19 protein-coding genes are annotated in these 23,425 nt (G+C 59.0%); 13 read left to right on the plus strand and 6 right to left on the minus strand.

Annotated elements, in window-relative coordinates; genetic code table 11:
• The first annotated feature begins 320 nt into the window (after nucleotides 1-320).
• The 8 genes from mdcA (at nucleotide 321) to mdcH (ending at nucleotide 7,372) form a co-directional block, all read left to right on the plus strand.
• Entirely contained in the window at nucleotides 321-1,976 is a 1,656-nt protein-coding gene (mdcA, locus tag ABLU96_RS02900; RefSeq protein ID WP_004851289.1) for a malonate decarboxylase subunit alpha, read from the plus strand.
• Nucleotides 1,976-2,818 (plus strand): triphosphoribosyl-dephospho-CoA synthase, encoded by an 843-nt coding sequence (locus tag ABLU96_RS02905; RefSeq protein WP_014838630.1) that lies wholly within the window; start codon nucleotides 1,976-1,978, stop codon nucleotides 2,816-2,818. Before mdcA ends, ABLU96_RS02905 begins: the two co-directional genes overlap by 1 nt.
• Before the next feature lie 17 nt (nucleotides 2,819-2,835).
• Complete coding sequence (mdcC, locus tag ABLU96_RS02910) at nucleotides 2,836-3,135, plus strand: malonate decarboxylase acyl carrier protein (RefSeq protein WP_004102520.1); 300 nt, start codon at nucleotides 2,836-2,838, stop codon at nucleotides 3,133-3,135.
• Entirely contained in the window at nucleotides 3,128-3,961 is an 834-nt protein-coding gene (locus ABLU96_RS02915) for a biotin-independent malonate decarboxylase subunit beta (RefSeq protein WP_064405925.1), read from the plus strand. Before mdcC ends, ABLU96_RS02915 begins: the two co-directional genes overlap by 8 nt.
• Nucleotides 3,961-4,761, plus strand: coding sequence for a biotin-independent malonate decarboxylase subunit gamma (gene mdcE / locus ABLU96_RS02920; protein ID WP_064374902.1), 801 nt, complete (start codon nucleotides 3,961-3,963; stop codon nucleotides 4,759-4,761). The genes ABLU96_RS02915 and mdcE overlap by 1 nt, the downstream gene beginning before the upstream one ends.
• 129 nt (nucleotides 4,762-4,890) lie before the next feature.
• Nucleotides 4,891-5,850, plus strand: a complete 960-nt coding sequence (locus ABLU96_RS02925) for an AEC family transporter (protein WP_004851304.1) — start codon at nucleotides 4,891-4,893, stop codon at nucleotides 5,848-5,850.
• 2 nt (nucleotides 5,851-5,852) lie between these two features.
• A complete protein-coding gene (locus tag ABLU96_RS02930; protein ID WP_064357316.1) occupies nucleotides 5,853-6,473 on the plus strand; it encodes a malonate decarboxylase holo-ACP synthase in 621 nt (206 codons plus the stop codon).
• The gene (gene mdcH / locus ABLU96_RS02935; protein ID WP_064405921.1) at nucleotides 6,470-7,372 is read left to right on the plus strand and encodes a malonate decarboxylase subunit epsilon; all 903 of its coding nucleotides are present in this window, start codon (nucleotides 6,470-6,472) and stop codon (nucleotides 7,370-7,372) included. The genes ABLU96_RS02930 and mdcH overlap by 4 nt, the downstream gene beginning before the upstream one ends.
• On the opposite strand, the gene ABLU96_RS02940 is transcribed toward mdcH, so the two are convergent.
• The 4 genes from ABLU96_RS02940 to ABLU96_RS02955 all read right to left on the minus strand — a co-directional run bounded on the left by ABLU96_RS02940 (nucleotide 7,362) and on the right by ABLU96_RS02955 (nucleotide 12,337).
• Complete coding sequence (locus ABLU96_RS02940) at nucleotides 7,362-8,288, minus strand: LysR substrate-binding domain-containing protein (RefSeq protein ID WP_004135593.1); 927 nt, start codon at nucleotides 8,286-8,288, stop codon at nucleotides 7,362-7,364. The two genes, mdcH and ABLU96_RS02940, sit on opposite strands and share 11 nt — an antisense overlap.
• Nucleotides 8,289-8,503: 215 nt before the next feature.
• Entirely contained in the window at nucleotides 8,504-10,159 is a 1,656-nt protein-coding gene (gene mqo / locus ABLU96_RS02945; protein WP_025105795.1) for a malate dehydrogenase (quinone), read from the minus strand.
• 300 nt (nucleotides 10,160-10,459) lie between these two features.
• Entirely contained in the window at nucleotides 10,460-11,365 is a 906-nt protein-coding gene (locus ABLU96_RS02950) for an N-acetylmuramic acid 6-phosphate etherase (protein WP_048262150.1), read from the minus strand.
• Between the two features lie 231 nt (nucleotides 11,366-11,596).
• The gene (locus ABLU96_RS02955) at nucleotides 11,597-12,337 is read right to left on the minus strand and encodes an SDR family oxidoreductase (RefSeq protein ID WP_025105797.1); all 741 of its coding nucleotides are present in this window, start codon (nucleotides 12,335-12,337) and stop codon (nucleotides 11,597-11,599) included.
• Nucleotides 12,338-12,444: 107 nt separating this feature from the next.
• On the opposite strand from ABLU96_RS02955, the gene ABLU96_RS02960 reads away from it, so the two are divergent.
• From ABLU96_RS02960 to dcuR, 3 genes are all read left to right on the plus strand, one after another.
• On the plus strand, nucleotides 12,445-13,368 hold the full coding sequence (locus tag ABLU96_RS02960; RefSeq protein WP_064405919.1) for a LysR family transcriptional regulator: 924 nt from the start codon (nucleotides 12,445-12,447) through the stop codon (nucleotides 13,366-13,368).
• A gap of 80 nt (nucleotides 13,369-13,448) precedes the next feature.
• A complete protein-coding gene (locus tag ABLU96_RS02965; protein ID WP_064405917.1) occupies nucleotides 13,449-15,062 on the plus strand; it encodes a sensor histidine kinase in 1,614 nt (537 codons plus the stop codon).
• The gene (gene dcuR / locus ABLU96_RS02970) at nucleotides 15,059-15,778 is read left to right on the plus strand and encodes a two-component system response regulator DcuR (protein WP_348862324.1); all 720 of its coding nucleotides are present in this window, start codon (nucleotides 15,059-15,061) and stop codon (nucleotides 15,776-15,778) included. Before ABLU96_RS02965 ends, dcuR begins: the two co-directional genes overlap by 4 nt.
• Here dcuR and ABLU96_RS02975 read toward each other — a convergent pair.
• A complete protein-coding gene (locus ABLU96_RS02975; protein ID WP_014838638.1) occupies nucleotides 15,759-16,709 on the minus strand; it encodes an FAD:protein FMN transferase in 951 nt (316 codons plus the stop codon). The two genes, dcuR and ABLU96_RS02975, sit on opposite strands and share 20 nt — an antisense overlap.
• Before the next feature lie 67 nt (nucleotides 16,710-16,776).
• The gene (locus tag ABLU96_RS02980; protein ID WP_032694458.1) at nucleotides 16,777-19,554 is read right to left on the minus strand and encodes a flavocytochrome c; all 2,778 of its coding nucleotides are present in this window, start codon (nucleotides 19,552-19,554) and stop codon (nucleotides 16,777-16,779) included.
• A gap of 627 nt (nucleotides 19,555-20,181) precedes the next feature.
• On the opposite strand from ABLU96_RS02980, the gene ABLU96_RS02985 reads away from it, so the two are divergent.
• Together ABLU96_RS02985 and fumA are read left to right on the plus strand one after the other, a co-directional pair.
• Nucleotides 20,182-21,687 (plus strand): anion permease, encoded by a 1,506-nt coding sequence (locus tag ABLU96_RS02985; RefSeq protein ID WP_004851326.1) that lies wholly within the window; start codon nucleotides 20,182-20,184, stop codon nucleotides 21,685-21,687.
• Nucleotides 21,688-21,738: 51 nt separating this feature from the next.
• Nucleotides 21,739-23,394, plus strand: a complete 1,656-nt coding sequence (gene fumA / locus ABLU96_RS02990) for a class I fumarate hydratase FumA (protein ID WP_064374898.1) — start codon at nucleotides 21,739-21,741, stop codon at nucleotides 23,392-23,394.
• Nucleotides 23,395-23,425 lie beyond the last annotated feature (31 nt).

The raw sequence follows: 23,425 nt of genomic DNA on the forward strand, positions 1-23,425 counted from the left end.
GAGCCGGAGAAAGTATCGGCAACTAAAAATGGTTGCAGGCGTTCACAGTATCTACCGGCCCGCAGACGCCCTTAACCCGTAGCCCGGCTAAACGCAGTGCGAGCCGGGAAGCCGCGCCAATGCCTCAACCCGGTACGTCCCCTGCTCGTAGACCAATCATTCGCAATCATTATTGATCGTCATCACATCTCTGCCCCGCCAATCATTACTCTTACGCTAACGATTCGCCATCGGCCTTAATTGATGCCCGCCACCTCGCGACGCACACTTACTTCCACACCAGGACAATCAAAACGATTCGTCGAATCAGGAGGTTAATAATGAGTGCCGAACAAACGACGGGACGCGTCTGGAACCGTCGCCGTACGGAAAAACAGCGGCGACTGACCGAGGCGAAGGTCTCGGGCAAAGTGATCCCCACCGACCAGCTGGTCGCCGTTCTTGAGCAGCTGCTGGCCCCCGGCGACCGGGTGGTGCTGGAAGGCAACAACCAGAAACAGGCTGATTTCCTCTCGCGGATGCTGGCGGAAGTTAACCCACAAAAAATTCACGACCTGCATATGATTATGCCGAGCGTCGGGCGCAGCGAGCACCTGGACCTCTTCGAAAAAGGTATCGCCCGCAAGCTTGATTTCTCCTTCTCCGGTACCCAAAGCCTGCGTATTTCGCAGCTGCTGGAAGATGGCCTGCTGGAAATCGGCGCTATCCACACCTACATCGAGCTTTACTCTCGCCTGTACGTCGACCTGTCGCCAAACGTCGCGCTGATCGCCGGTTACAAAGCCGACCGCAAGGGCAACCTGTACACCGGGCCGAGCACCGAAGATACCCCGGCGCTGGTGGAAGCCGCCGCGTTCCATGACGGCATCGTTATTGCGCAGGTTAACGAACTGGTCGATGACGAGTGCGATCTGCCGCGCGTGGATATCCCCGGTTCGTGGATTGACTACGTGGTCGTCGCGGATAAACCGTTCTTTATCGAGCCGCTGTTTACCCGCGATCCGCGTCTGATTAAGCAGGAACATATCCTGATGGCGATGATGGCGATTAAAGGCATCTACGCCGAGCATCAGGTGCAATCCCTGAACCACGGGATCGGCTTTAACACCGCCGCCATCGAACTGCTGCTGCCGACCTACGGCGAACAGCTCGGCCTGAAGGGCAAAATCTGTAAACACTGGACGCTGAACCCGCACCCCACCCTTATTCCGGCAATTGAAAGCGGTTGGGTCGAGAGCGTGCACTGCTTCGGCGGCGAGCTGGGAATGGAAGAGTACATTCGCGCGCGTCCGGATATCTTCTTCACCGGTGCCGACGGCTCCATGCGCTCCAACCGCGCGTTCTGCCAGCTGGCGGGACAGTATGCGGTAGATATGTTTATCGGCTCGACCTTACAGGTTGACGGCTACGCCAACTCCTCGACGGTGACCCGCGGCCGCCTCTCCGGCTTCGGCGGCGCGCCGAATATGGGCCACGACCCGCACGGTCGCCGCCACGCTACGCCGGCATGGCTCAACATGATCACCGAACCGGATCCGATGCAGCGCGGTAAAAAGCTGGTCGTTCAGATGGTGGAAACCTTCCAGGCGGGCGTGAAACCGACCTTCGTGGAAAAACTCGACGCCGTTGAGGTCGCCAAAACCTCCGGAATGCCGCTGGCACCGGTGATGATTTACGGCGATGACGTCACCCACGTGCTGACCGAAGAAGGCATCGCCTATCTCTATCGGGCGGAAAGCCTGGAAGAGCGCCGGGCAATGGTGGCGGCCGTGGCCGGGATCACCGATATCGGGCTCGGCGTTGACGCCAAACGCGTGGCCGCACTGCGCCAAAGCGGCAAAGTCGTCTATCCGGAAGATATCGGTATCCGCCGCAGCGACGCCACCCGCTCTCTGCTCGCCGCCGGCAGCGTAGCCGATCTGGTGGAGTGGTCCGACGGTCTGTACAACCCACCGGCAAAATTCCGGAGCTGGTAATGAAAAAACTCTCTCCCCACGTTGCTGAAACCCGGGCCCGCTGGCTGGCCCAGACCGCCAGCGCCTGCCTGGTTGACGAAGCGCGACTCAGCCCCAAGCCGGGCCTGGTGGATAGCCGCGGCAACGGCGCGCATCAGGACCTGAACCTGGCCCTGATGGAGCGTTCGGCCCACAGCCTGCAGCCGACGTTTCACGCGCTGGCTCAGCAGAGCTGGCGGCGTCCGGCCGACGTTGCCCTGCGCGAAACCGTTGGTCGGCTTGGCCGCGAAGGCGAAGCGCGGATGATGCAGGCGACCGCCGGGGTCAATACCCATCGCGGCGCTATCTGGGCGCTGGGCCTGCTGGTCAGCGCGACGGCGATGCTCGGGGGGGAGGGTCAGGCACAGAGAATTACGGAAACCGCCGCCGCCCTGGCCCGTCTGCCGGACGCCTGCGCGCCAAAGACCTTCAGTAAAGGTCTGCGCGCCAGCCGCCGCTGGCAGGTTCCCGGCGCGCGGGAAGAAGCGCAGCGCGCTTTTCCGCACATCACCACCCTGGCGCTGCCGCAGCTATTGCGCAGCCGGGCCGCGGGGGCCAGCGAGGATCAGGCCCGGCTTGACGCGCTGATGGCGATTATGACCTCGCTTAGCGATACCTGCGTGCTCTCCCGCGCCGGAATGGCGGGCCTTGAGGCGATGCGGCAAGGCGCAGGCGAGGTGCTGGCGGCAGGAGGATGTGCGACAGCCAGGGGGCGCGCCGCGCTGGCGCGTCTCGACGTGCAGATGCTGGCGCAGAACGCCTCGCCGGGTGGCGCGGCGGATCTTCTTGCCGCCACCCTGTTTCTCGACCGGGTTTCCGCTTAACGCATTCAGAGGATGTTATGGAACAGATTAAATTGTCATTCCCTGCCAACCGCGCCCTCAGCGGCAAAGCGCTGGCAGGCGTTGTCGGCTCCGGCGATATGGAAGTGCTCTATACCGCCGGACAGAGCGATACGCTCAACGTCGAAATCACCACCTCCGTGGACAACAGCCAGGCGCGCTGGAACGCGCTGTTCGAACGACTGAGCCTGATTAACGGCCTGCCCGGCGGACAGCTGATCATCCACGATTTCGGCGCCACGCCCGGCGTCGCGCGGATCCGTATTGAACAGGTTTTTGAGGAGGTGGCTCATGCGTAACGATCGCAGCTTTATTGAACTCCGCGCCCGTGAACGCGCCCGCACCCTGCTGGATGACGGCAGCTATCGCGAACTGCTGGATCCCTTTGACGGCATTATGTCCCCGTGGCTCGGCGCGCAGGGCATCGTCCCGCAGTCCGACGACGGTATGGTCGTCGCAAAAGGCACCATTAACGGCCAGCTGGCGGTAGTCATTGCCATCGAAGGTACCTTCCAGGGCGGCAGCATGGGCGAAGTCTCCGGCGCGAAAATGGCCGCCGCCCTTGAGCTGGCGGCGGAAGATAACCGCAACGGCATTCCTACCCAGGCGGTTCTGTGCCTGGAAACCGGCGGCGTGCGCCTGCAGGAAGCCAATCTGGGCCTTGCCGCCATCGCCGATATTCACGCCGCGATTGTCGACCTGCGCCGCTACACCCCGGTAATCGGCATTGTCGCCGGTACCGTCGGCTGCTTCGGCGGGATGTCCATCGCCGCGGCGCTGTGCAGCTACCTGATTGTCACCCGTGAAGCGCGTCTGGGCCTCAACGGACCGCAGGTTATTGAACAGGAAGCGGGGATTGAAGAGTACGACTCCCGCGACCGTCCGTTTATCTGGAGCATGACCGGCGGCGAAATTCGCTACGCCAGCGGTCTGGTGGATGCCCTGGTGGGCGATGGCATCAACGCGGTGAAAAGCGCGATGAACGAAGCCATTGCCAAAGGCGTGCCCGCGCAGCATCGCAGCGACAAATATGAAGATTTCCTGACCCGTTTGACCCATTTCGATACCCGCCAGCAGGCGGATACCGCTCAGATCAAACAGCTATTCGCCCGGGAGGAGAAATAATGAACCAGTTCACAAACCGCGCCGCGCTGTGGCTAAACCAGCTGGCGCCGAACGCCCCGCTAATGACCGGTCTGTGCCCCTCGGTGCAGGTTGCCGACGCCGATTTTAACGGTGAAACCGCCCGTTTTATCGCCGTGGTGCCGGATGCTAATAACCATTATCCACGCGCCGCTCAGGGTGAAGTCGGCCTGCTCGAAGGCTGGACGCTGGCCAAAGTGGTCAACGAAACCATCGACGCCGATGCCAATAACGCGGTGAAGCGCCCGATTATCGCGGTTATCGATGTCCCCAGCCAGGCCTATGGCCGTCGCGAAGAAGCGTTCGGTATTCATCAGGCGCTGGCGGGCGCCGCGGGCGCCTACGCCAAGGCGCGGCTTGCCGGACATCCGGTGATTGGTCTGATCGTCGGCAAAGCGATGTCCGGGGCGTTTCTCGCCCATGGCTACCAGGCCAATCGTCTGATCGCCTTTAACGACGCCGGCGTGCTGGTGCACGCGATGGGCAAAGCGTCCGCCGCGCGTATCACGCTACGTACCGTTGAGGCGCTGGAGAAACTGGCGGCAACCATTCCGCCGATGGCCTATGACGTCAGCAACTACGCAACGCTCGGCCTGCTCTCCGCCCTGCTGGATATCAGCAATCCTGACGCGCCGGACGCCCGCGATCTGACGCTGGTCACCGACACCCTGCGCGACGCCATCGCTGACGCCCGCCGGGATGTCTCGCTGAAGTGCCGCCTTGGCGCGGAGAACCGCCGTAGTTCCCAACAGGTGCGCGATCGCATGCGCGCCAGCTGGTAGTCAGTCCCTAAGTAGAAGAAAACCTGCCGGAAGCGGCCGCCCGGGGCGCCATCGCGCGCCCCGGAAATAAACCGTTTTTAGAAATTATAACAATCGCGCCAGTACTCTATTTTCATTTACAGGTGATTTATGACTTATGTGATTATTCATGCCCTCGCGCCGATTTTTGTCATCATGCTGCTGGGCTTCTGGGCCGGCAAGGCCAAAATGGTCGATAACAAAAACGTCTCTTTACTCAACATCTTCGTGATGGACTTCGCCCTGCCCGCCACGCTGTTCAGCGCCACGGTACAAACGCCGTGGAGCGGTATTGTCGCGCAATCGCCGCTGGTGCTGGTGCTGACCGGGGCGATGTGGATTACCTATGCGGCCATCTACTTCCTCGCGACCCGCGTCTTCAAGCGCTCGCCGCAGGATGCCGCCGTGCTGACCCTGACCGTCGCGCTGCCTAACTACGCCGCGCTTGGCCTGCCGATTCTGGGCAGCGTGCTCGGCGAAGGCGCATCCACCTCCCTCTCCGTCGCCGTTTCCATCGCCTGCGGATCGGTACTGATGACGCCGTTCTGCCTGCTGATTCTGGAACGTGAAAAAGCGCTCGCCGCCGGAGAGAACAGCGGCTCGACGCTGGCAATGCTGCCGGTTCTGATGTGGCGTTCGGTGAAAAAACCGATTGTCTGGGGTCCGCTGCTGGGGGTCGTGCTTTCAGCCATCGGTATCAAAATGCCGGATCTGCTGCTGGCCTCTATCAAACCGCTGGGCCTGGCGGCGACCGCCGCCGCGCTGTTCCTGACCGGGGTGATTCTGTCGGCGCGTAAGCTGCAGCTCAATGCGCTGATTGCCACTTCCACTATCGTCAAACTGCTGGTGCAGCCGTTTATCGCCTGGGGTCTGGTGATGCTGCTGGGGCTGCACGGCTCTATCGCCATTACCGCCATTCTGATGATTGCGCTGGCGGCCGGTTTCTTTGGCGTGGTCTTCGGCAACCGCTTTGGCGTGCAGTCGCCGGATGCGGAAGCGGTGCTGCTGTTAAGCTCGGTTCTGTGTATTCTGTCGCTGCCGCTGTTTATCACCTTAACGTCAGGAATCTAACGATGTCATCAACGCCGCGTCCTCATGATTTAGTCTGGTTGAATAATGCCGCCGCGCTGGAGGCGATTGAGGAGTCCTGGGTCGCGCAGCACTGGCGTATTAGCCTGCCAGTGGTGGTACGACGCGACGTTGATGCTAACGCCCGCATTCCGGTGGGCGTACGGGGGATGAAGCGCGATCAGCGGGCCGCAGGCTGGGTACAGAGGGAAAATATCGTCCGTACCGTCAGCCCGGAAACCCTCGCCGATCGCCAACAGCTCCTGCGCTCGCCGTTTGTCTCCCAGCCGCCGGTACAGGCGGCGATATCACTGACCTTACACTCCTGGCCGTGGCGCTGGGGCATTACCGGCAGCACCGGCTACGCGCTGGCCACCGAGATTCCGGTACTTCACGCCGCCAGCGATCTCGATCTGCTGATCCGCGCGCCGCAGCCGATCGCTCGCGAAGCGCTGCTCGCCTGGCAGTCCCGCGTCGCGCAGCTGCCCTGCCGGGCGGATACCCAGGTCGAAACGCCCGCAGGGGCTTTCGCGCTAAATGAGTGGCTGCGCGATGGCCGCGTCCTGCTGAAAACGTCCCGCGGCGCGCGCCTGACCGCTGCGCCGTGGAACAGGGAGGAAGCATGAAAATTCTCTTTACCTTTCCCGGTCAGGGAAACCAGCGGCCGGATATGCTCGCCGCGCTTCCCGACCGCCAGAATATCCTCGCTGAAGCGCGAACCGTGCTCGGCGATGAAGTAGACCATATAGATACCGCCGCCGCGTTAAAACATACCCGTGCGGTGCAGCTGTGCCTGCTGATCGCAGGCACAGCCTGGGCGCGGGAGCTGCAGCGTCAGGGAGTAAATCCGGACATGGTCAGCGGCCTGTCGATAGGGGCTTTCCCGGCGGCGGTGATGGCCGGCGCGCTGGATTTCACCGACGCCCTGCGGCTGGTGGCGCTGCGCGGCGATTTAATGGAGCAGGCTTATCCTCACGGCTACGGGCTGACGGCGATTATGGGCCTGACGCTCGACCGCGTGGAAAAGCTGATTGCCGACAGCGACCTCTATATTGCCAACCTGAACGCGGAAACGCAGATTGTCATTGCCGGACGCGACGACGAGATGGCCCGCGTGGCCCGGCTGGCGCTGGCGGCTGGCGCCGGTAAAGCACAGCGGCTGGCGGTCAGCGTACCTTCCCACTGCGCGCTGCTGGATGAACCGGCGGCTAAGCTGGCAAAAGCGTTCACTGACGTCACGCTGCAGCGCCCGCGCTGCGCCTATCTGAGCGGCTCCACGGCGCGCGTTTTATGGGACCCGTTAAGCATTGCCGACGATTTGGCGCGGAATATGGCGCGAACCGTGCGCTGGCAGGAAGCGATGATCGCCGCTGACGAACGGGACGCGCGGCTGGCGGTCGAGATGCCGCCCGGCGGCGTGCTGACCTGTCTCACCCGCCAGGCGGGCTGGCAGGGGGAGTGTATTGCGCTGGAGCGCAGCGGTATCGACGTTGCCCGTCACCTGGCGAACCGGCTTAACGGCTGAGGCTGCGGGCGTACATCCGCCCTTCTGCCGCCAGCGCCAGCAGGTCGGCGTCGCGCTCGCGATGGTGTGAGTAGACAATGGAGATCAGCTGGCGCATCTGATACGGCTCCGCCAGCTTCAGCAGCTGTACGTCGTTTTCATACACCTTTTTCATTCGTCCCGGCAGCAGCGCAAAGCCTACGCCCGCCTGCACCAGGCTAATCATCGAAAAGATATCGTTAACCCGGGTGACGATTTCAGGCTCGAATCCGGCCACCTGGAAGGCGTCCTGAAATCCAGCATAGGTGGCAAACCCTTCCGCCAGCGAAACAAACTTGCGCCTGGCGTAATCGCGCAGCTCGGCGGGAGCGGTGGTATCCAGCTGTTCCGTCGCCGGGGCGGCGAGGAAGATATCGTCCTCAAACAGCGGGACCACATCAAAAGCCGAATTATTGAATTCACCTTCGTTGGTGGCGATCAGGATCGCATCAAGCGCGTCATCTTCCAGCATATCCAGCAGCATCTGATTGGAGCCCATGGTGAGATCCAGCTCCAGCTCCGGCCGACGCAGCTTCATGCCCATAATAATGCGCGGCACGGTTTCAAGGGTCAGGGAGTAAAGCGTGCCGATGCGCAGCCGGCCCTGCCCGACGCCGGCTACTTTACGCGTCGCTTCCAGGCCGCGGGTCATCAGGCTCATGACGTCCTGACAGTACTCCAGCAGCGTCCACGCCGCCGGGAGCGGCAGCAGGTTGCGCCCTTTATGAATAAACAGCGGGCAGCCGACGCCCTCTTCCAGCGTATGCAGCGCCCGGTGGACGCTGACGCCGCTCAGCTGCATGGCCTCAGCGGTTCTGGCGATGTTCCCTTTCGCCATAAACATCATAAATACCGACAGCTTGCGGAAGGTGATGTCCTGATTAATGTCGTCTTTCATTGCCCTGGGCTCCGCGTTTCGGTCTTCATTAGCATTTTCTTTCGTGATTTCAAGACAGTATAACCACAATTAACGAATGAAGGATTAGCCGGAAGGGGGATATCAGCGCGGGGGGAGAGATTAGAGCAATGTCACGTTTTCGCCGGGGCAGCGAAGAGAGGCCAGTAGGCCCGGTGAGGCGTCAGCCGCCACCGGGCAATGTCAACGACGTGGGCTTACAGCGCCATATCGTGCTGCGGCGACGTTTCCGCCTTCGGCTCTGCCGGTTTGGCGGTCATCACCGGCGCGGTGGCGTTCATCTCAATCACCGGCGGTTTGGTCAGCTGCAGCGCCGCCGCGGTATCATCCCAAACCTGCTGGGTCAGCGCGACGTTGCCGTTCAGCTTCTGGCCGTAGCTCGGGACGATATCGTGAATACGGCGCTGCCATTCCGCTGAATGGAACTGCTCAGGGAACATCTGCTTAAGAACGTTCAGGGTAATCGGCGCGGCGGTAGAAGCCCCCGGCGAAGCGCCCAGCAGCGCGGAGAGGGTTTTCTGCTGATCGACCACCACTTCGGTACCCAGCTTCAGTACGCCGCCCTTCTCTGCATCTTTTTTGATGATCTGCACGCGCTGACCGGCCTGGATCAGCTTCCAGTCCTCTTTACGCGCGCCAGGATAATACTCTTTCAGCGCCGCAAAACGGTCGTCGTCGCTCAGCATCACCTGGCTGATGAGGTATTTCACCAGATCGAAGTTGTCCAGACCTACGTGGGTCATCGGCAGGACGTTATCGGTGGTGGTGGTGCTCAGCAGGTCGAAGAACGAACCGTTTTTCAGGAATTTCGTCGAGAAGGTGGCGAATGGCCCAAACAGCACCACGCGCTTGCCGTCGAGGAAACGGGCATCAAGATGCGGGACCGACATCGGCGGTGCGCCTACAGAGGCCTGACCGTAAACTTTTTGCTGGTGCGCATTGGTCACCGCCGGGTTTTCGGTCATCAGGAAAGAGCCGCCTACCGGGAAACCCGCATAGTTATCCGCTTCCGGAATACCGGTTTTTTGCAGTAATTTCAGCGCGCCGCCGCCGGCGCCGATAAATACGTATTTCGCATCGATCGCCTGCTCTTCACCGCTATTAACGTTTTTAATCGTCACGTGCCAGGAATTATCGGCATTGCGTTTAAAATCGGTGACTTCTGAAGAGGTCTGCAGCGTGAAGTTATTATTTTTCTTCAGGCTACCGATCAGCTGGCGGGTTATTTCCCCATAGTTAACGTCGGTACCCACCGGAGTCCAGGTTGCCGCAACGCGCTGCTGCGGATCGCGCCCTTCCATCACCAGCGGCGCCCACTGTTTTATTTGCGCGTGATCGGTAGAGAATTTCATCCCCTGGAATAAGGTCGTTTGCTGCAGCGCGGCGTAGCGTTTTTGCAGATAATCAACGTTATCTCCCCAGACGAAACTCATGTGCGGCGTGGAGTTAATAAAAGAGTGCGGATCGTGCAAAATGCCGCGTTTGACCTGCGCCGTCCAGAACTGGCGGGAGATCATAAACTGTTCGTTAATATCCAGCGCTTTGCTGACGTCGATGGTGCCGTCCGGGCGTTCCGGCGTATAGTTCAGCTCCATATTCGCGGAGTGCCCGGTACCGGCGTTGTTCCAGCCGTTAGAGGACTCCAGCGCGACGCCATCCAGCTTCTCAACCATCACCTGTTTCCAGTCCGGCTGTAATTCCTGCAGCCAGGTCCCCAGCGACGCGCTCATAATACCGCCGCCAATCAGCAGGAAATCGGTTTTTTTCGAGGTATCGTCATTTGCGAAGGTCGCCGAGCTGACAAACATCGCTAATGCGGTCATAGATATAATCGTATTTTTAATTGCAGGCATAATAGAAATATCACATAGCACAAGTGTAATAAGAGCGTGCATATTAACGCACTTTTACTTTATTTTAAAATATCATTTACACATCCGCACACATAGCTAATTATTGTTAACCTGGTTTTTTAACTTAAAAAAGTAAATACCTCGCCAGCAGCAATAAATACGCCTTGCGATGGCCATTTTCAAAGGGGGAATTAAACCCGGGTAAGCGGATGAAGAGTATGGAATAACGGTGCTGTTGATGGCCAGATTATTTTGCGTTATCCGGCGCGTATTGTGGAAATACGCGCCGTCGGGTTAAGTTCAGGCAACCGTCTGCGCCGCGCGTAGCGCAATCCGCAGATGATCGTTATGCTCTGCCAGCAGCTCGCGCGCCTGCCAGGCATCGAGCCCGCTGAGGAGCATGAGTATTGCCGTCCGGCAGTGCTGATTGCAGCTGGCCAGCGCGGCTTTGGCCTCGCTGCGCGAGCACCCCGTCGCCGCCATCACGATCGCTATCTGCCGCTCGGCCTCGTGCGGCGTATTGGCCTGCAGATCGACGCGCAGGTTTTCATAGACCCGTCCTTCGCGAATCGCCAGCCCGGTGGTCAGCATCGTCAGGATCTGCCGCTGCGCAATGCGCGCTTTCGGATTCCCGAAACCCGCCACCGCTTCCGGCCCGGTTTGCGGGGCGATAATGATATCCGCCAGCTGCGCGGCTTCACTGGTGGGCTGCTGCGTCACAACCGCAATCGGCGCCCCCAGCGACCAGGCGTGGCGCATCGCGCCCCAGACCCACGGCGTTTTGCCGCTAACCGTCAGCGCCAGCAGCATATCCTGGTTGCTGAATCGCAGAGCCTCAAGTTCGAAAGCCCCAAGATCGTAATGACTCGCGGCGGTTTCCATCTCCTGCCGCGCGGCGGTCGCTCCTCCGGCGATAAGGGCGACAAGCGAATGTTTTCCCTCCGGGGTAAATTCATTCACCGCCTGCGCGGCGGCTTGACCCGATGCCCCGGCCCCCACAATCACCAGCCGCCCTCCCCGGCTGAGCGTCGCCGTCGCGTTATCCATCAGGCGCGCGATCGCCGGCAAACAGGCCTCAACGGCATCGGCAATCCGCTTATCATCCTTATGCAGCAGCGTCAGCATATCGAGGGTGGCAAGACTATCAATATGGGTGGTTTCAGGGTGGCGTCGTTCCATCATTGAAGCGGTTGGCTTACTGCTCATAAAAACCTCCATTTAAACGCGAAAGAACCTTCCGGGACGAAAGCGCAGGCCTGAGGCAAACCCTTTCATTGACCATGGCTATTAATGGCAGTGTAAGGCTTAAGCGACGCGCTTTACCGCCACCGGAGTCACAGTTTTCATCCCCATGAAGCCATTCAGCTGCCGATTGGTCGTTATCCAACCAGCGGCGCGTTCGGCGCGCCGAGGTTGCGAGGCGAGGCCAATGCGCTATTAGCGCAACGTCAGCCCGCCATCCACGACATACTGGCTACCGCTCACGAAGGACGCCGCGTCGGAAAGCAGAAACAGCGCCACATCAGCCGCTTCAGCCGCCGTCCCCTGGCGGTGAAGCGCCAGGCGGCTCACCACCGAGGCTTCAAATTCGCGGCGCACCTCGTCGCGCATAAAATGGCGAAATGGGGTGTCAATCGGGCCGGGAACCAGCGCGTTAACGCGGATATTTCGTTCCCCTAACGCCGAGGCCCAGCAGCGGGTTAACGAAATCAGCGCGCCTTTGGTCGCCGAATAGAGGCTTGCCGCCGCGGCCCCTTCATAAGCGGAAGTGGACGCCGTCACCACCACCGAGGCTCCCGCATTAAGCTTTCCGGCGAGCGCCGCCATCTGGAGAACCGGCCCGCGCACGTTGGTCGCCATCATGCGATCAAAGGCCGCGGCATCCACCTGCGACAGCTCCCCAACCGCTGCGTATCCGGCGTTGAGCCAGAGGCCATCAAGCCCGCCGGATGAATCGATCGCCTCGGCCAACGCCTCGCCGGTCAGCGGATCGCTGGCATCATTGTCAATGACCCGCGCCCGATCCGATAGCTGCCGGCGAAGAGACGCCAGCCGTCTGGGATCGCGCCCGGTGGCGATCACCCAACCGCCTTCGCTATCGATGCGCTTTGCCCCGGCAAGCCCGATTCCGCTTGTCGCACCGGTGATAAGAACTCTTTTTGCGCTAAATCTCGCCATGGTCATTGCCCCTCTCTGCGTAATCACATTTATCAGGATGGTAACCAGCGGAGAACTGTTTGATAATACCAGTATTATCAATAAGACTGTTTGGGGTAATAGCCATAATGCGGGGAAGTGATTTTGCGGAATTAAGAGCCTTCGCGATGGTCGTTGAGCAAGGCAGTTTTACCCGGGCGGCGGCGCATCTCGGCGTCACGACCTCCACCTTAAGCGCAACCATCCGTCGTCTCGAGGAGCGCATCGGCGTACGTTTATTACACCGGACAACGCGCAGCGTCGCGCCGAGCGAGGCCGGCAAGCGCATGATGCAGCGGCTGGCTCCTGCGCTGGCGGCGCTGGAAGACGCGGTTACCGATGCCCGGACGGCCAGCGCGCCCGCGGGCCGCCTGCGCCTCAATGTGTCGCGCATCGCCGCGATTCATTATCTGGCGCCGCTGCTGGGCGGATTTATGCAACGCTATCCCAACATTGAGCTGGATATTGTTACCGACGATGCTTTAGTCGATATCGTTTCTTCCGGTTTTGACGCCGGAATTCGTCTTGGTGAAAAGCTCCATCAGGATATGGTTGCCGTCAGGCTGAGCGGCGACCTTGAAATGAAAGTCGTCGTCTCGCCGCACTATCTGGCGCAAGCGCCGCAGCCGCGAAAGCCGCAGGATTTGCTGCAGCACCCCTGTCTGACTTATCGCAGACCCAGCGACGGCAGCGTTTATCGTTGGGAGTTTCAGCGCGACGGCGAACGCTACGAGATTGCGGTCAAAGGGCCGATCGTCGTCGATGAACCGGCCATGCTGACGCCGTTAGCCCTCAAGGGCACCGGTATTGCCTATCAGTTTGCCCATCAGGTCGATCCCTGGCTTGAGACAGGCCAGCTAGTCCAGCTATTGAAAGAGTGGACCCCGGCTTTTCCCGGGTTTTACGTTTACTACCCCAGCCGTAAGCAGATGGCATCGCCGCTGCGGGCGTTTATTGACTATCTGCTGGCCGTCGGCGGCAAATCGCCTCCGCCAGAATTGCCGTCTGGCTGATTTTGCTTTTATTACGCGGCTTTATGTAAACCGCGCATTCAGCGATAATACGCCTCTATCCGTTTTCTCCTGGGGTCGGTATGAATGAATTCGCACAGCAGCCCGCGCGTAAACGCGCAATGAGCATGAAGCTGAGCACCGCCGTGACCTTAATGATCGGCAGCGTCATCGGTTCAGTACTGATTCTGGTCTATGCCCTGTGGTTTATGCAGATTAGCGGCGCCACCCGCGACGGCGTGAAAGATACGGCGCTGGCGGTGGCGCGGACGCTGGCCGACACCCCGGAAGTCAAGCACGGCCTGACGCTGCCGCCGGACAGCGGCATTATTCAGCCGCTGGCGCTGGCCGTCACCCGGCGCAATGGCCTGCTGTTTGCCGTCGTCACCAATATGGACGGCATTCGCTACTCGCATCCCAATAGCCAGATTATCGGCAAACCTTTTATCGGCGATGACATCCGGCCCACGCTGGCGGGCAAAGAGAACGTTGCCGTCAACCACGGCGTGCTGGCTCCGGCGCTGCGCGTCTTCACCCCGGTGTTTGACGATAGCCGCCGGCAAATCGGCGTGGTGGCGATTGGCATTTCGCTGAGCAAAGTCGATACGCAGATCGCCGCCAGCCGCTGGGATGTGATTCTGACCGTGCTGTTCAGCGCGCTCGTGTGCGCCGTCGGTACATGGAGCCTGGTTCGCGGCCTGAAGCGCGTCCTGCTGGGCCTTGAGCCGCAGGAGATCTCAACGCAGTTCCAGCAGCGCCAGGCGATGCTGCACTCATTAAAAGAGGGCGTCGTGGCGGTGGATACAGACGGCAAGGTGACGCTGATTAACCCCGCCGCGCGCGACATTCTGTTTAACGGCCCCGGGAACGATATCGCGCAAACGCCGCTGCTGGTGGATTTGCAGGAAGTGCTGCAAACCGGCGAGCCGATTTACGATCGGGAGCTGGGCTGTAACGGTCTGCTGCTGATCAGCAACACGGTCCCCGTCCGCGACGAGGATGACGTGGTCGGCGCCATCAGCACCTTCCGTGACAAAACCGAAGTCAGCCAGCTGCTGCAGCGGCTTGACGGGATGGTGAACTATGTGGACGCCCTGCGTACCACCTCGCATGAATTTATGAATAAGCTGCACGTGATCCTCGGCCTGTTGAATATGAAAAGCTACGATAAGCTGGAAGAGTACGTGCTGCAGACCGCCCACACCTATCAGGCGGATATCGGCGAAATCCAGCACCGGATTAAATCACCGGTAGTGGCAGGCTTTTTGATCGGTAAAATTCAGCGCGCTAAGGAGCGGGGTTTTACCCTCACTCTCGCCGAAGAGAGCCTGGTGCCGGACTGCCCGAATGAAAAGCAGGTCACCGTACTGGTTACGGTGCTGGGTAATTTAATCGAGAACGCGCTGGATGCCATGAGCGGCCAGGCCGAAGGCGAAGTCGGCCTGCTGCTGCATTACCAGAACGGCTGGTTAAGCGGCGAAGTCAGCGATGATGGTCCCGGTATCCCGGAAGCATTTATCGATGATATTTTTAATAAAGGCTTCTCCACCAAAGGTGAAAACCGCGGCGTCGGGCTGTTTCTCGCCAGCCAGCAGCTTCGCGAACTGGGCGGATCGCTGGCCGTGGAATCCGAACCCGGCGTATTTACTCAATTTTTTGTTCATCTCCCGTGGGACAGTAAAAGGAAAAGTGCGTGATAAATGTATTAATTGTTGACGATGATGCCATGGTTGCCGAACTGAACCGCCTGTACGTGGGACGGGTCAGCGGCTTCCGCTGCAGCGGTACGGCGTCTACGTTGAGTAAAGCCAGGGAGATGATTAACGACAAGGATCTGGAGATAGACCTGGTGCTGCTGGATGTCTATATGCAGCAGGATAGCGGTCTGGATCTGCTGCCCGCCATTCGCGCGTCCGGACGGGCCATCGACGTGATTATGATTACTTCCGCCGCGGATGCCGCGACGGTTCAGGCCTCGATGCGCTACGGCGTGGTGGACTATCTGATCAAACCCTTCCAGTTTCCACGGTTTGAAGAGGCGCTCACCGCCTGGCGCGAAAAGCGTAAGCTGATGACCGGTCAACCCTATTATGAACAAGCGGATGTCGACCGGCTGCTGCACGGCGGCATACCGGAAGCCGCTGACGCCCGCAAGTTGCCGAAAGGCCTGACGCCCCAGACGCTGCGCACCCTCTGTCAGTGGATTGATGCCCATCCGGACGTGGAGTTCTCCACCGACGAGCTGGCGGCAGCGGTAAATATATCCCGGGTTTCGTGCCGCAAATACCTGATTTGGCTGGCGCAAATTAATATTTTGTACACCAGTATCCACTACGGCGCCACGGGACGTCCGGTGTACCGCTACCACCTGATAGCGGAACAGTACGGCCTGCTTAAGCAGTACAGCCAGTAAGCCGGTAGCCGTCATCCAGCAGCTGAAAGCGGAAACGACGCTGTGAAGAGAGGATAACGTCGCGATTTTTAGTGACGAAAATCGCTTCGATATCCTCGCGCTGGCGCAGCGCCGCGCAGCCTTTCTCTACGCCAAGACCGTAGATCAGGGTGGTCCAGATATCGCCGTCCAGCGAGTCGGCGGAAATAATCGTTACGCTCTCCAGCTCGTTATCCAGCGGGTAGCCGCTGCGCGGGTCGAGAATATGGTGCCAGCGTTTGCCGTCCTGCTCGAAGTAGCGTTCGTAAATGCCCGAGGTCACCACCGATTGCCCCGCCACCGCAATGCTGCCAATCAGCGCATCCGCCGCTGAGTACGGTTTTTTCAGCCCGATTGACCATTCGCCCAGGGTATGGACATTGCCGCCGAGATTAATCAGCGCGGCGTTCACGCCCTGCTGCCGCAAATAGTCGCGCACCCGGTCGGCGATATAGCCTTTCGCGATGGCACCAAGATCGATCTCCATTCCCGTCCGCGCAAGGTAGACGCTGCTGGCGGCGTCATCGAGGATCACATCCTGCGCACGCGTTAACGTCAGGCGAGCGGCAATATCCTGCGGGGCGGGCACGCTCTGACCCTGAAAACCAACGCGCCACAGCTTCACCAGCGGGCCGATCGCCAGGTTAAACGCGCTGTCCCGCACCATGCTGGCGGCTTTGGCGCATTTAATCAACGCATACACCGGGCGGCTCACCGTCACCGGATGCCGCCCGGCGGCATGGTTGATATCCATCACCTGGGAGTGCGCGCGGTTAACGGTGAAAAGATCTTCATAGCCTTTAATCAGCTGAAAGACGCGGGAGGCGAGCGGTTCATCGTGAACGTAGAGCTTGAGGAGAATGGGCGAACCCATCAGTACGGCGGAGTAGCTGTAGACGCGGTTGTCGGACATATCGCACTCCTCAGAGAGATAAGAAGCCGGGCCGTCTATTTGCCAGCCCGGCGGGTGTCGCTGACGTTTAACCTCTGGCGCGTTTCGCCGCCTGATGGCCCGCGAGGGTCCCGAAGATAATGATATCGGCCACCGCGTTACCGCCGATGCGGTTACCGCCGTGAATGCCGCCAACCACTTCGCCCGCGGCAAAAGCGCCCGCAATCACCTGATGACCGGCATTCAGCACCGCGGTATCGGTGTTAATGGTCACGCCGCCCATCGTGTGGTGAACCCCCGGGGCGATACGAATCGCATGGTAAGGGCCTTCATTGATCGGCGCACGCAGCGCGGTGGTACGACCAAAGTCATCGTCATGCTGTTTTTCAACAAAGCCGTTGTAGCGTTCCAGCGTATTGAGAAAAGCATGGTAATCCATCCCCAGTTTCTCCGCCAGCTGACGCGGCGAGCTGGCGCTGGTGACGAAACCTTTAGCGATGTACTCATCGGCGGCTTTGTTTTTCGCCCGGACGTGCTCGTCAAAGACGATATAGGCGAAGTGCTCAGGCAGCGCGATAATCGCGGCGGAAACCTTATCGCGGGTCTCCATTTCGTTGAAGAAGCGGTTGCCCTGCGGGTTCACCAGTATCGCCCCGCCGCCGCGAATCGACTCGGAAATCAGGTACGAGGTTTGCTGCTCGACGGTCGGGTGAATCTGAATTTCACCCATATCCACGGTGCCCGCGCCGATGCGTTCAAGCAGCGCGATACCGCCGCCGGTCGCCCCTTTATGGTTGGTGGTCACAAAGCCCGCCAGATCCGGGCGGTATTTCACCACCATCGCGCTGTTGGCGCTGAAGCCGCCGGTAGCCACCACGATGCTCTTCGTCTGTACCACAACGGATTCGTTTTCATCGGTGAGCAGGCGCACGCCGCTCACCTCATCGTCGGTCATCAGGATCTCTTCCACCGACGTATCCAGCAGGACATCGATACCGCGTTTGGTGATGTTACGCACCAGGCCGCTGATCAGGTAGCCGCCGACCGCCGACCCGTCGCGCGGACGGTGGGTGCGGTCGATGCTCATCCCGCCGGTAGTGGTGATATCGTTAAGCATAATTCCGCGACGCGCCAGCCACTCAATGGCTTCCGGCGCATTCTCCACGAAGCGGCGCAGCAGCTGCGGGTCGTTTTTGTTCTTACCGCCTTTCAGCGTTTCCTGGTAAAACAGCTCTTTGCTATCTTCAATACCTTTCACGCGCTGGAAGCGGGTCTCTGCGGCGTTCATCCCGGCAGAAGCTTTAATCGTGTTACCGCCGATGGTCGGCATTTTTTCAACGATCAGAACGCTCGCGCCTTCATCGTGCGCCTGAATCGCGGCCGCCAGACCGGCTCCGCCGCTGCCGACCACCACCACATCGTAGCTTTTCGGCGCCGCATCGCCCGCGCCCTCTTCGGCGGCCAGCGCTTTACTGGACTTCAACATCGCTTTGGAAACCGCCTTTTTCACCGCTTCGCTCTGGCTGGTTGCGCCGGAAATCGCATCCACGTGCGGGGTGTTGGCGCTGAGGATCCGCTCGCGGATCTCTTCAAAGCTGGTGGTGAACTCGACGGTCTGTACCGGGCTTGCCGCCAGTGCGATATCGGCAATGCGGTCGTTTTCCAGGCTGACGTTGATCACCAGCTCGTTAGCGTCGTCCTGAACGGTTTCGACGAACATCCCCGGTTTGAATTTGGCGTCGCCCATGCTCATATCGCGGATCATCGCTTCCACCAGCGAGAAGCGCCACAGCGGTTCCGGGATGTTCAGCGCTTCGCGCTGGGTGCTGTCAATAAACAGCTCCAGCTCTTCGCCGGCGGCAATGCGCGCCGTCCAGTCAGGATACGCGATACAGGCGCGGCCCACCGCCATCAGGTCGTAGCCGTGATCCAGACCCTGCTCGGCATCGGCCGCGTTCACTACCCCGCCCACGCCCATCACCGGCACCTGAGCCAGGGTTTCAGAGCGCATGGCGCAATATTTTTCAATCAGCGGCGTGGGATCGGTGGTATCGACAATCGAGGGTCGCAGCGTGGCGCCAACCGAGAAGTGGAGATAGTCGACGCCGCGGGCGGCCAGCTTTTCCAGCAGATACATGGTGTCAGCAAAACGGATACCGGGGACTTCCATCTCTTCCGGGGAGAACCGGTAGCCGATAATAAAGGCATCGTCGGCGTACTGGCGGGCCATTTTGTGGGTGATGTCCAGTACCGCCAGCGGGAATTTCGCGCGATTATCGCGGCTGCCGCCCCATTCATCGTCGCGCTGGTTAGAGTTTGGCGAATAAAACTGCTGGATCAGATAGGTGTTCGCGCCGTGAATCTCGACGCCGTCGAAACCGGCCTGAATGGCGCGGCGTACGCCTTCGCCAAACTTCGCGATCATGCCCTCGACTTCAGCGCCGCTCAGCGCGCGGGGGGTTGCTGCGCCATCGCGCGGCGCGGCAATCGCGCTCGGGGCCACCGGCTGGCGTCCGCCGATAAGCTGCGGGTCGACCATCCGGCCGCCGTGGTAGATCTGCAGAATCGCTTTTGACCCTTCCGCCTTGATGGCGGCGGCAATTTTCGCCAGGCCAGCCACTTTTTCATCATTATCGATACCGATGGCGCCGGGGAACGCCAGACCGTAGTCATCAATAAAGCAGCATTCAACGATAATGGTGCCGATACTGCCTGCGCGAGCGCGGTAGTACTCAACCAGTTCGCTGGTCACGGTACCGTCAAAATAACCGGTGCAGGTGGTCATCGGCGCCATTAACAGGCGGTTTTTAAGCTCAGTACCGTTCGGTAAAGTAAAAGGACGCAAAATTCGTGGATGACTGGTCATAATGACGCTCCAGATTTTAAATATTGAAAATTGAGAATTGGGTGACGGAATTGTTTTTGTTTGTATTTGGTAATCCCTTAAGTCATGCCAATAATATAGCGCTTTTTTTAGTTACCAAAATAATTACGTTAATTAAAAAACTATTTAATACCAACAATAACATCGATACCTCCTTTGTATTATTAATTAAATATAATTCGTTCACATAGTGGATATAACCAATAACAAATCTGAAACCATTTTTAACATGTATCGCCAGGAATATATCAAAATAAAATGATAAAATTCAATAAGATAAATACATTATCGGTTCATGAAATCATTCGTGATTTAACATTAAGCCAAATTTCAGACAAATAAACACCTCACTAAACAGGGTTATTCGTAATAATAAAAAAGTGGCTAACAACCCGCTTTTTTTGATCTAAATCAATTGCAACGGCGCATGAAAGCGCAATATATAAATAACCCAATATTTTAATTTAACGCCCAACGAAGCGCGTTAAATAACAGTCAGCGCAATAACCAAAATCGACAATTAATAATTAAAGAAAGTTTTGCAACTAAAGAAATCGAACGGTTAAGCGATGACCAAACCCTATTTTTAACTACTTGCAGATACTCATTATGAAAGAGAAAAAGACAACCATACCGCCTGCCGGTGCAGCAACAAATGCTGCTTATAAACGTCTGCTGATGATGGCGATGCCCATTATCGTTGCCGTCTTACTCTTATTCGTCCCGGTGCCCGACGGCCTTCCCCCTTACGCCTGGCACTACTTTGCCATTTTTGTCGGCGTGATCGTCGGTCTGATCTTCGAACCGCTGCCCGGCGCGGTCATCGGTATTACCGGCGTGGTGGTGATTGCGCTGTGCAGCCAGTGGCTGCTGTTCAGCCCTGAACAGCTGGCCGCGCCAGGGTTCAAGCTTGCCGGCGCCTCCTTTAAATGGGCGGTGAGCGGTTTCGGTAACTCCACCGTCTGGCTTATCTTCGGCGCCTTTATGTTTGCCGCCGGCTACGATAAGACCCAGTTTGGCCGCCGTCTGGCGCTTATTCTGGTGAAGTATCTCGGCCGCCGCAGCCTGACGCTGGGCTACGCCATTACCTTCGCCGACCTGCTGCTGGCGCCGTTTACCCCCTCCAACACCGCGCGCAGCGGGGGGACTATCTACCCGATTATCGCTAACCTGCCGCCGCTGTACGGCTCTAAGCCTAACGACCCGAGCGCGCGCCGTATCGGCTCCTACCTGATGTGGGTGGCCATTACCGCCGCCTGTATCACCAGCTCGATGTTTCTCTCCGCACTGGCGCCGAACCTGCTGGCGCTGGCGCTGGTGAAAAGCATCGTCGGCATTAATATCTCCTGGGGCACCTGGTTTATCGCCTTCCTGCCGCTGGGTATCCTGCTGATTCTGGCAATGCCGCTGCTGGCCTACTGGTTCTACCCGCCGGAAGTGAAAGTCAACGATGAAGTGCCGCTGTGGGCCGCCCGCGAGCTGGAAAAACTTGGCCGCCTGTCGCGCAATGAAATTCTGCTGCTGGTCTTCGTCTGCTTTGCGCTGATGATGTGGATCTTCGCCGCCGAATGGATTGAACCGGCGCTGGCCGCCCTGCTGGTTATCGTGCTGATGCTGTGGACCGGCGTACTTTCGTGGAACGATATCACCAGCAACAAAGCGGCGTGGAATACCTTTGCCTGGTTCGCGACCCTGGTGGCGCTGGCCGACGGCCTCTCCTCCACCGGTTTTATCGCCTGGCTGGGTAAAGAAGGCGGCGCGCTGATGAGCGGCATCTCCCCGGGCGTCGCGACCGTCGTCCTGCTGCTGGCGTTCTATCTGCTGCACTACTTGTTCGCCAGCACCACCGCACACACCACCGCGCTGCTGCCGGCCATGCTGACTATCGCCTCCACCATTCCGGGGATGAATATGCAGGTGTTCGTACTGCTGATGGTGACCTCGCTCGGCGTGATGGGGATTATCACCCCCTACGGTACCGGCCCCAGCCCAATCTACTACGGCAGCGGCTATCTGCCGACCAAAGACTACTGGCGTCTCGGCACCATTTTCGGCGCCATCTTCCTGGCCGCCCTGCTGCTGATTGGCTATCCGTGGATGTCCATGATGTTCTGATTCATAACCGTCGGGCCGAACCCGGCGGTTTTACTCTTAGGGAGCAAAGCAATGTCGACTAAACCATTTGTCTATCAGGAAGCCTTTCCGCTAGCAAAAGATCAGACTGAATACTATCTGCTGAGCAAAGAGCACGTGTCCGTGGCCGAATTTGAAGGCCAGGAGATCCTCAAAGTAGACCCTCAGGCCCTCACCCTTCTGGCACAACAGGCCTTTCACGATGCGGCGTTTATGCTGCGCGTTTCCCACCAAAAACAGGTCGCGCAGATCCTTCTCGACCCTGAAGCCAGCGATAACGATAAGTACGTGGCGCTGCAGTTCCTGCGCAACTCTGAAATCGCGGCCAAAGGCGTGCTGCCCACCTGCCAGGATACCGGCACGGCGATTATTATGGGTAAGAAAGGCCAGCGCGTGTGGACCGGCGGCGGTGATGAAGCGGCCCTCGCCCGCGGCGTCTATAACACCTATACCGAGGATAACCTGCGCTATTCGCAGAACGCCGCGCTGGATATGTACAAAGAGGTCAACACCGGGACTAACCTGCCTGCGCAAATCGACCTCTACAGCGTCGACGGCGATGAATATAAATTCCTCTGTATGGCCAAAGGGGGCGGCTCGGCCAACAAAACCTATCTGTATCAGGAAACCAAAGCGTTAATCACTCCGGCGAAGCTGAAAAACTATCTCGTTGAGAAGATGCGCACGCTCGGTACCGCCGCCTGCCCGCCGTACCATATCGCCTTTGTGATTGGCGGTACCTCGGCAGAAGCGACGCTAAAAACGGTGAAGCTGGCCTCTACCCACTATTACGACGAACTGCCGACCGAAGGCAACGAACACGGCCAGGCCTTCCGCGATATTCAGCTGGAGCAGGAACTGCTGGTGGAGGCGCAAAACCTCGGTCTCGGCGCGCAGTTCGGCGGCAAATACTTCGCCCACGATATCCGCGTCATCCGCCTGCCGCGCCACGGCGCCTCCTGCCCGGTGGGCATGGGCGTCTCCTGTTCGGCTGATCGCAATATCAAAGCCAAAATCAACCGCCACGGTATCTGGATTGAGAAACTGGAGAGCAACCCGGGTCAGTATATTCCCGAACATCTGCGCCAGCAGGGCGAAGGCAAGGTCGTCAGCATCGATCTTAATCAGCCGATGAGCGAGATTCTGGCCCAGCTTTCCGCCCATCCGGTCTCGACGCGTCTGACGCTCAACGGCACCATTATTGTGGCCCGCGATATCGCCCACGCGAAGCTGAAAGAGCTTATCGATAACGGTGAGGAACTGCCGCAGTACGTCAAAGATCACCCGATCTACTACGCCGGCCCGGCGAAAACCCCGGAAGGCTATGCGTCCGGCTCCCTTGGCCCCACCACCGCAGGCCGAATGGACTCTTACGTCGACCTGCTGCAATCCCACGGCGCAAGCATGGTGATGCTGGCCAAAGGCAACCGCAGCCAGCAGGTCACCGATGCCTGTCACAAGCACGGCGGTTTTTACCTCGGCAGCATCGGCGGCCCGGCGGCGGTGCTGGCGCAGCAGAGCATCAAGAGCCTGGAGTGCGTGGCCTATCCTGAACTGGGGATGGAAGCCATCTGGAAAATCGAAGTGGAAAACTTCCCGGCGTTTATTCTGGTGGATGACAAAGGCAATGACTTCTTCCAGCAGATCCAGAATAAGCAGTGCGCAGGCTGTTCGCAGCAAAGAGGATGATATTACCCGCCCCTGGCGGCGGGTAACCGTC

This window comes from Klebsiella sp. CN_Kp106, from assembly GCF_040064575.1.
GTDB classification, from domain to species: Bacteria; Pseudomonadota; Gammaproteobacteria; order Enterobacterales; family Enterobacteriaceae; genus Klebsiella; species Klebsiella michiganensis.

Coding starts and splice junctions, on each gene's coding strand:
- ABLU96_RS02905 (WP_014838630.1), top strand. CDS start 1,976: ATGAAAAAACTCTCTCCCCACGTTGCTGAAACCCGGGCCCGCTGGCTG.
- ABLU96_RS02955 (WP_025105797.1), bottom strand. CDS start 12,337: ATGGCGAGATTTAGCGCAAAAAGAGTTCTTATCACCGGTGCGACAAGC.
- ABLU96_RS02960 (WP_064405919.1), top strand. CDS start 12,445: ATGCGGGGAAGTGATTTTGCGGAATTAAGAGCCTTCGCGATGGTCGTT.
- ABLU96_RS02930 (WP_064357316.1), top strand. CDS start 5,853: ATGTCATCAACGCCGCGTCCTCATGATTTAGTCTGGTTGAATAATGCC.
- ABLU96_RS02915 (WP_064405925.1), top strand. CDS start 3,128: ATGCGTAACGATCGCAGCTTTATTGAACTCCGCGCCCGTGAACGCGCC.
- ABLU96_RS02940 (WP_004135593.1), bottom strand. CDS start 8,288: ATGAAAGACGACATTAATCAGGACATCACCTTCCGCAAGCTGTCGGTA.
- mdcE (WP_064374902.1), top strand. CDS start 3,961: ATGAACCAGTTCACAAACCGCGCCGCGCTGTGGCTAAACCAGCTGGCG.
- mqo (WP_025105795.1), bottom strand. CDS start 10,159: ATGCCTGCAATTAAAAATACGATTATATCTATGACCGCATTAGCGATG.
- mdcA (WP_004851289.1), top strand. CDS start 321: ATGAGTGCCGAACAAACGACGGGACGCGTCTGGAACCGTCGCCGTACG.
- fumA (WP_064374898.1), top strand. CDS start 21,739: ATGTCGACTAAACCATTTGTCTATCAGGAAGCCTTTCCGCTAGCAAAA.
- ABLU96_RS02925 (WP_004851304.1), top strand. CDS start 4,891: ATGACTTATGTGATTATTCATGCCCTCGCGCCGATTTTTGTCATCATG.
- ABLU96_RS02975 (WP_014838638.1), bottom strand. CDS start 16,709: ATGTCCGACAACCGCGTCTACAGCTACTCCGCCGTACTGATGGGTTCG.
- mdcC (WP_004102520.1), top strand. CDS start 2,836: ATGGAACAGATTAAATTGTCATTCCCTGCCAACCGCGCCCTCAGCGGC.
- ABLU96_RS02985 (WP_004851326.1), top strand. CDS start 20,182: ATGAAAGAGAAAAAGACAACCATACCGCCTGCCGGTGCAGCAACAAAT.
- mdcH (WP_064405921.1), top strand. CDS start 6,470: ATGAAAATTCTCTTTACCTTTCCCGGTCAGGGAAACCAGCGGCCGGAT.
- ABLU96_RS02950 (WP_048262150.1), bottom strand. CDS start 11,365: ATGAGCAGTAAGCCAACCGCTTCAATGATGGAACGACGCCACCCTGAA.
- ABLU96_RS02965 (WP_064405917.1), top strand. CDS start 13,449: ATGAATGAATTCGCACAGCAGCCCGCGCGTAAACGCGCAATGAGCATG.
- ABLU96_RS02980 (WP_032694458.1), bottom strand. CDS start 19,554: ATGACCAGTCATCCACGAATTTTGCGTCCTTTTACTTTACCGAACGGT.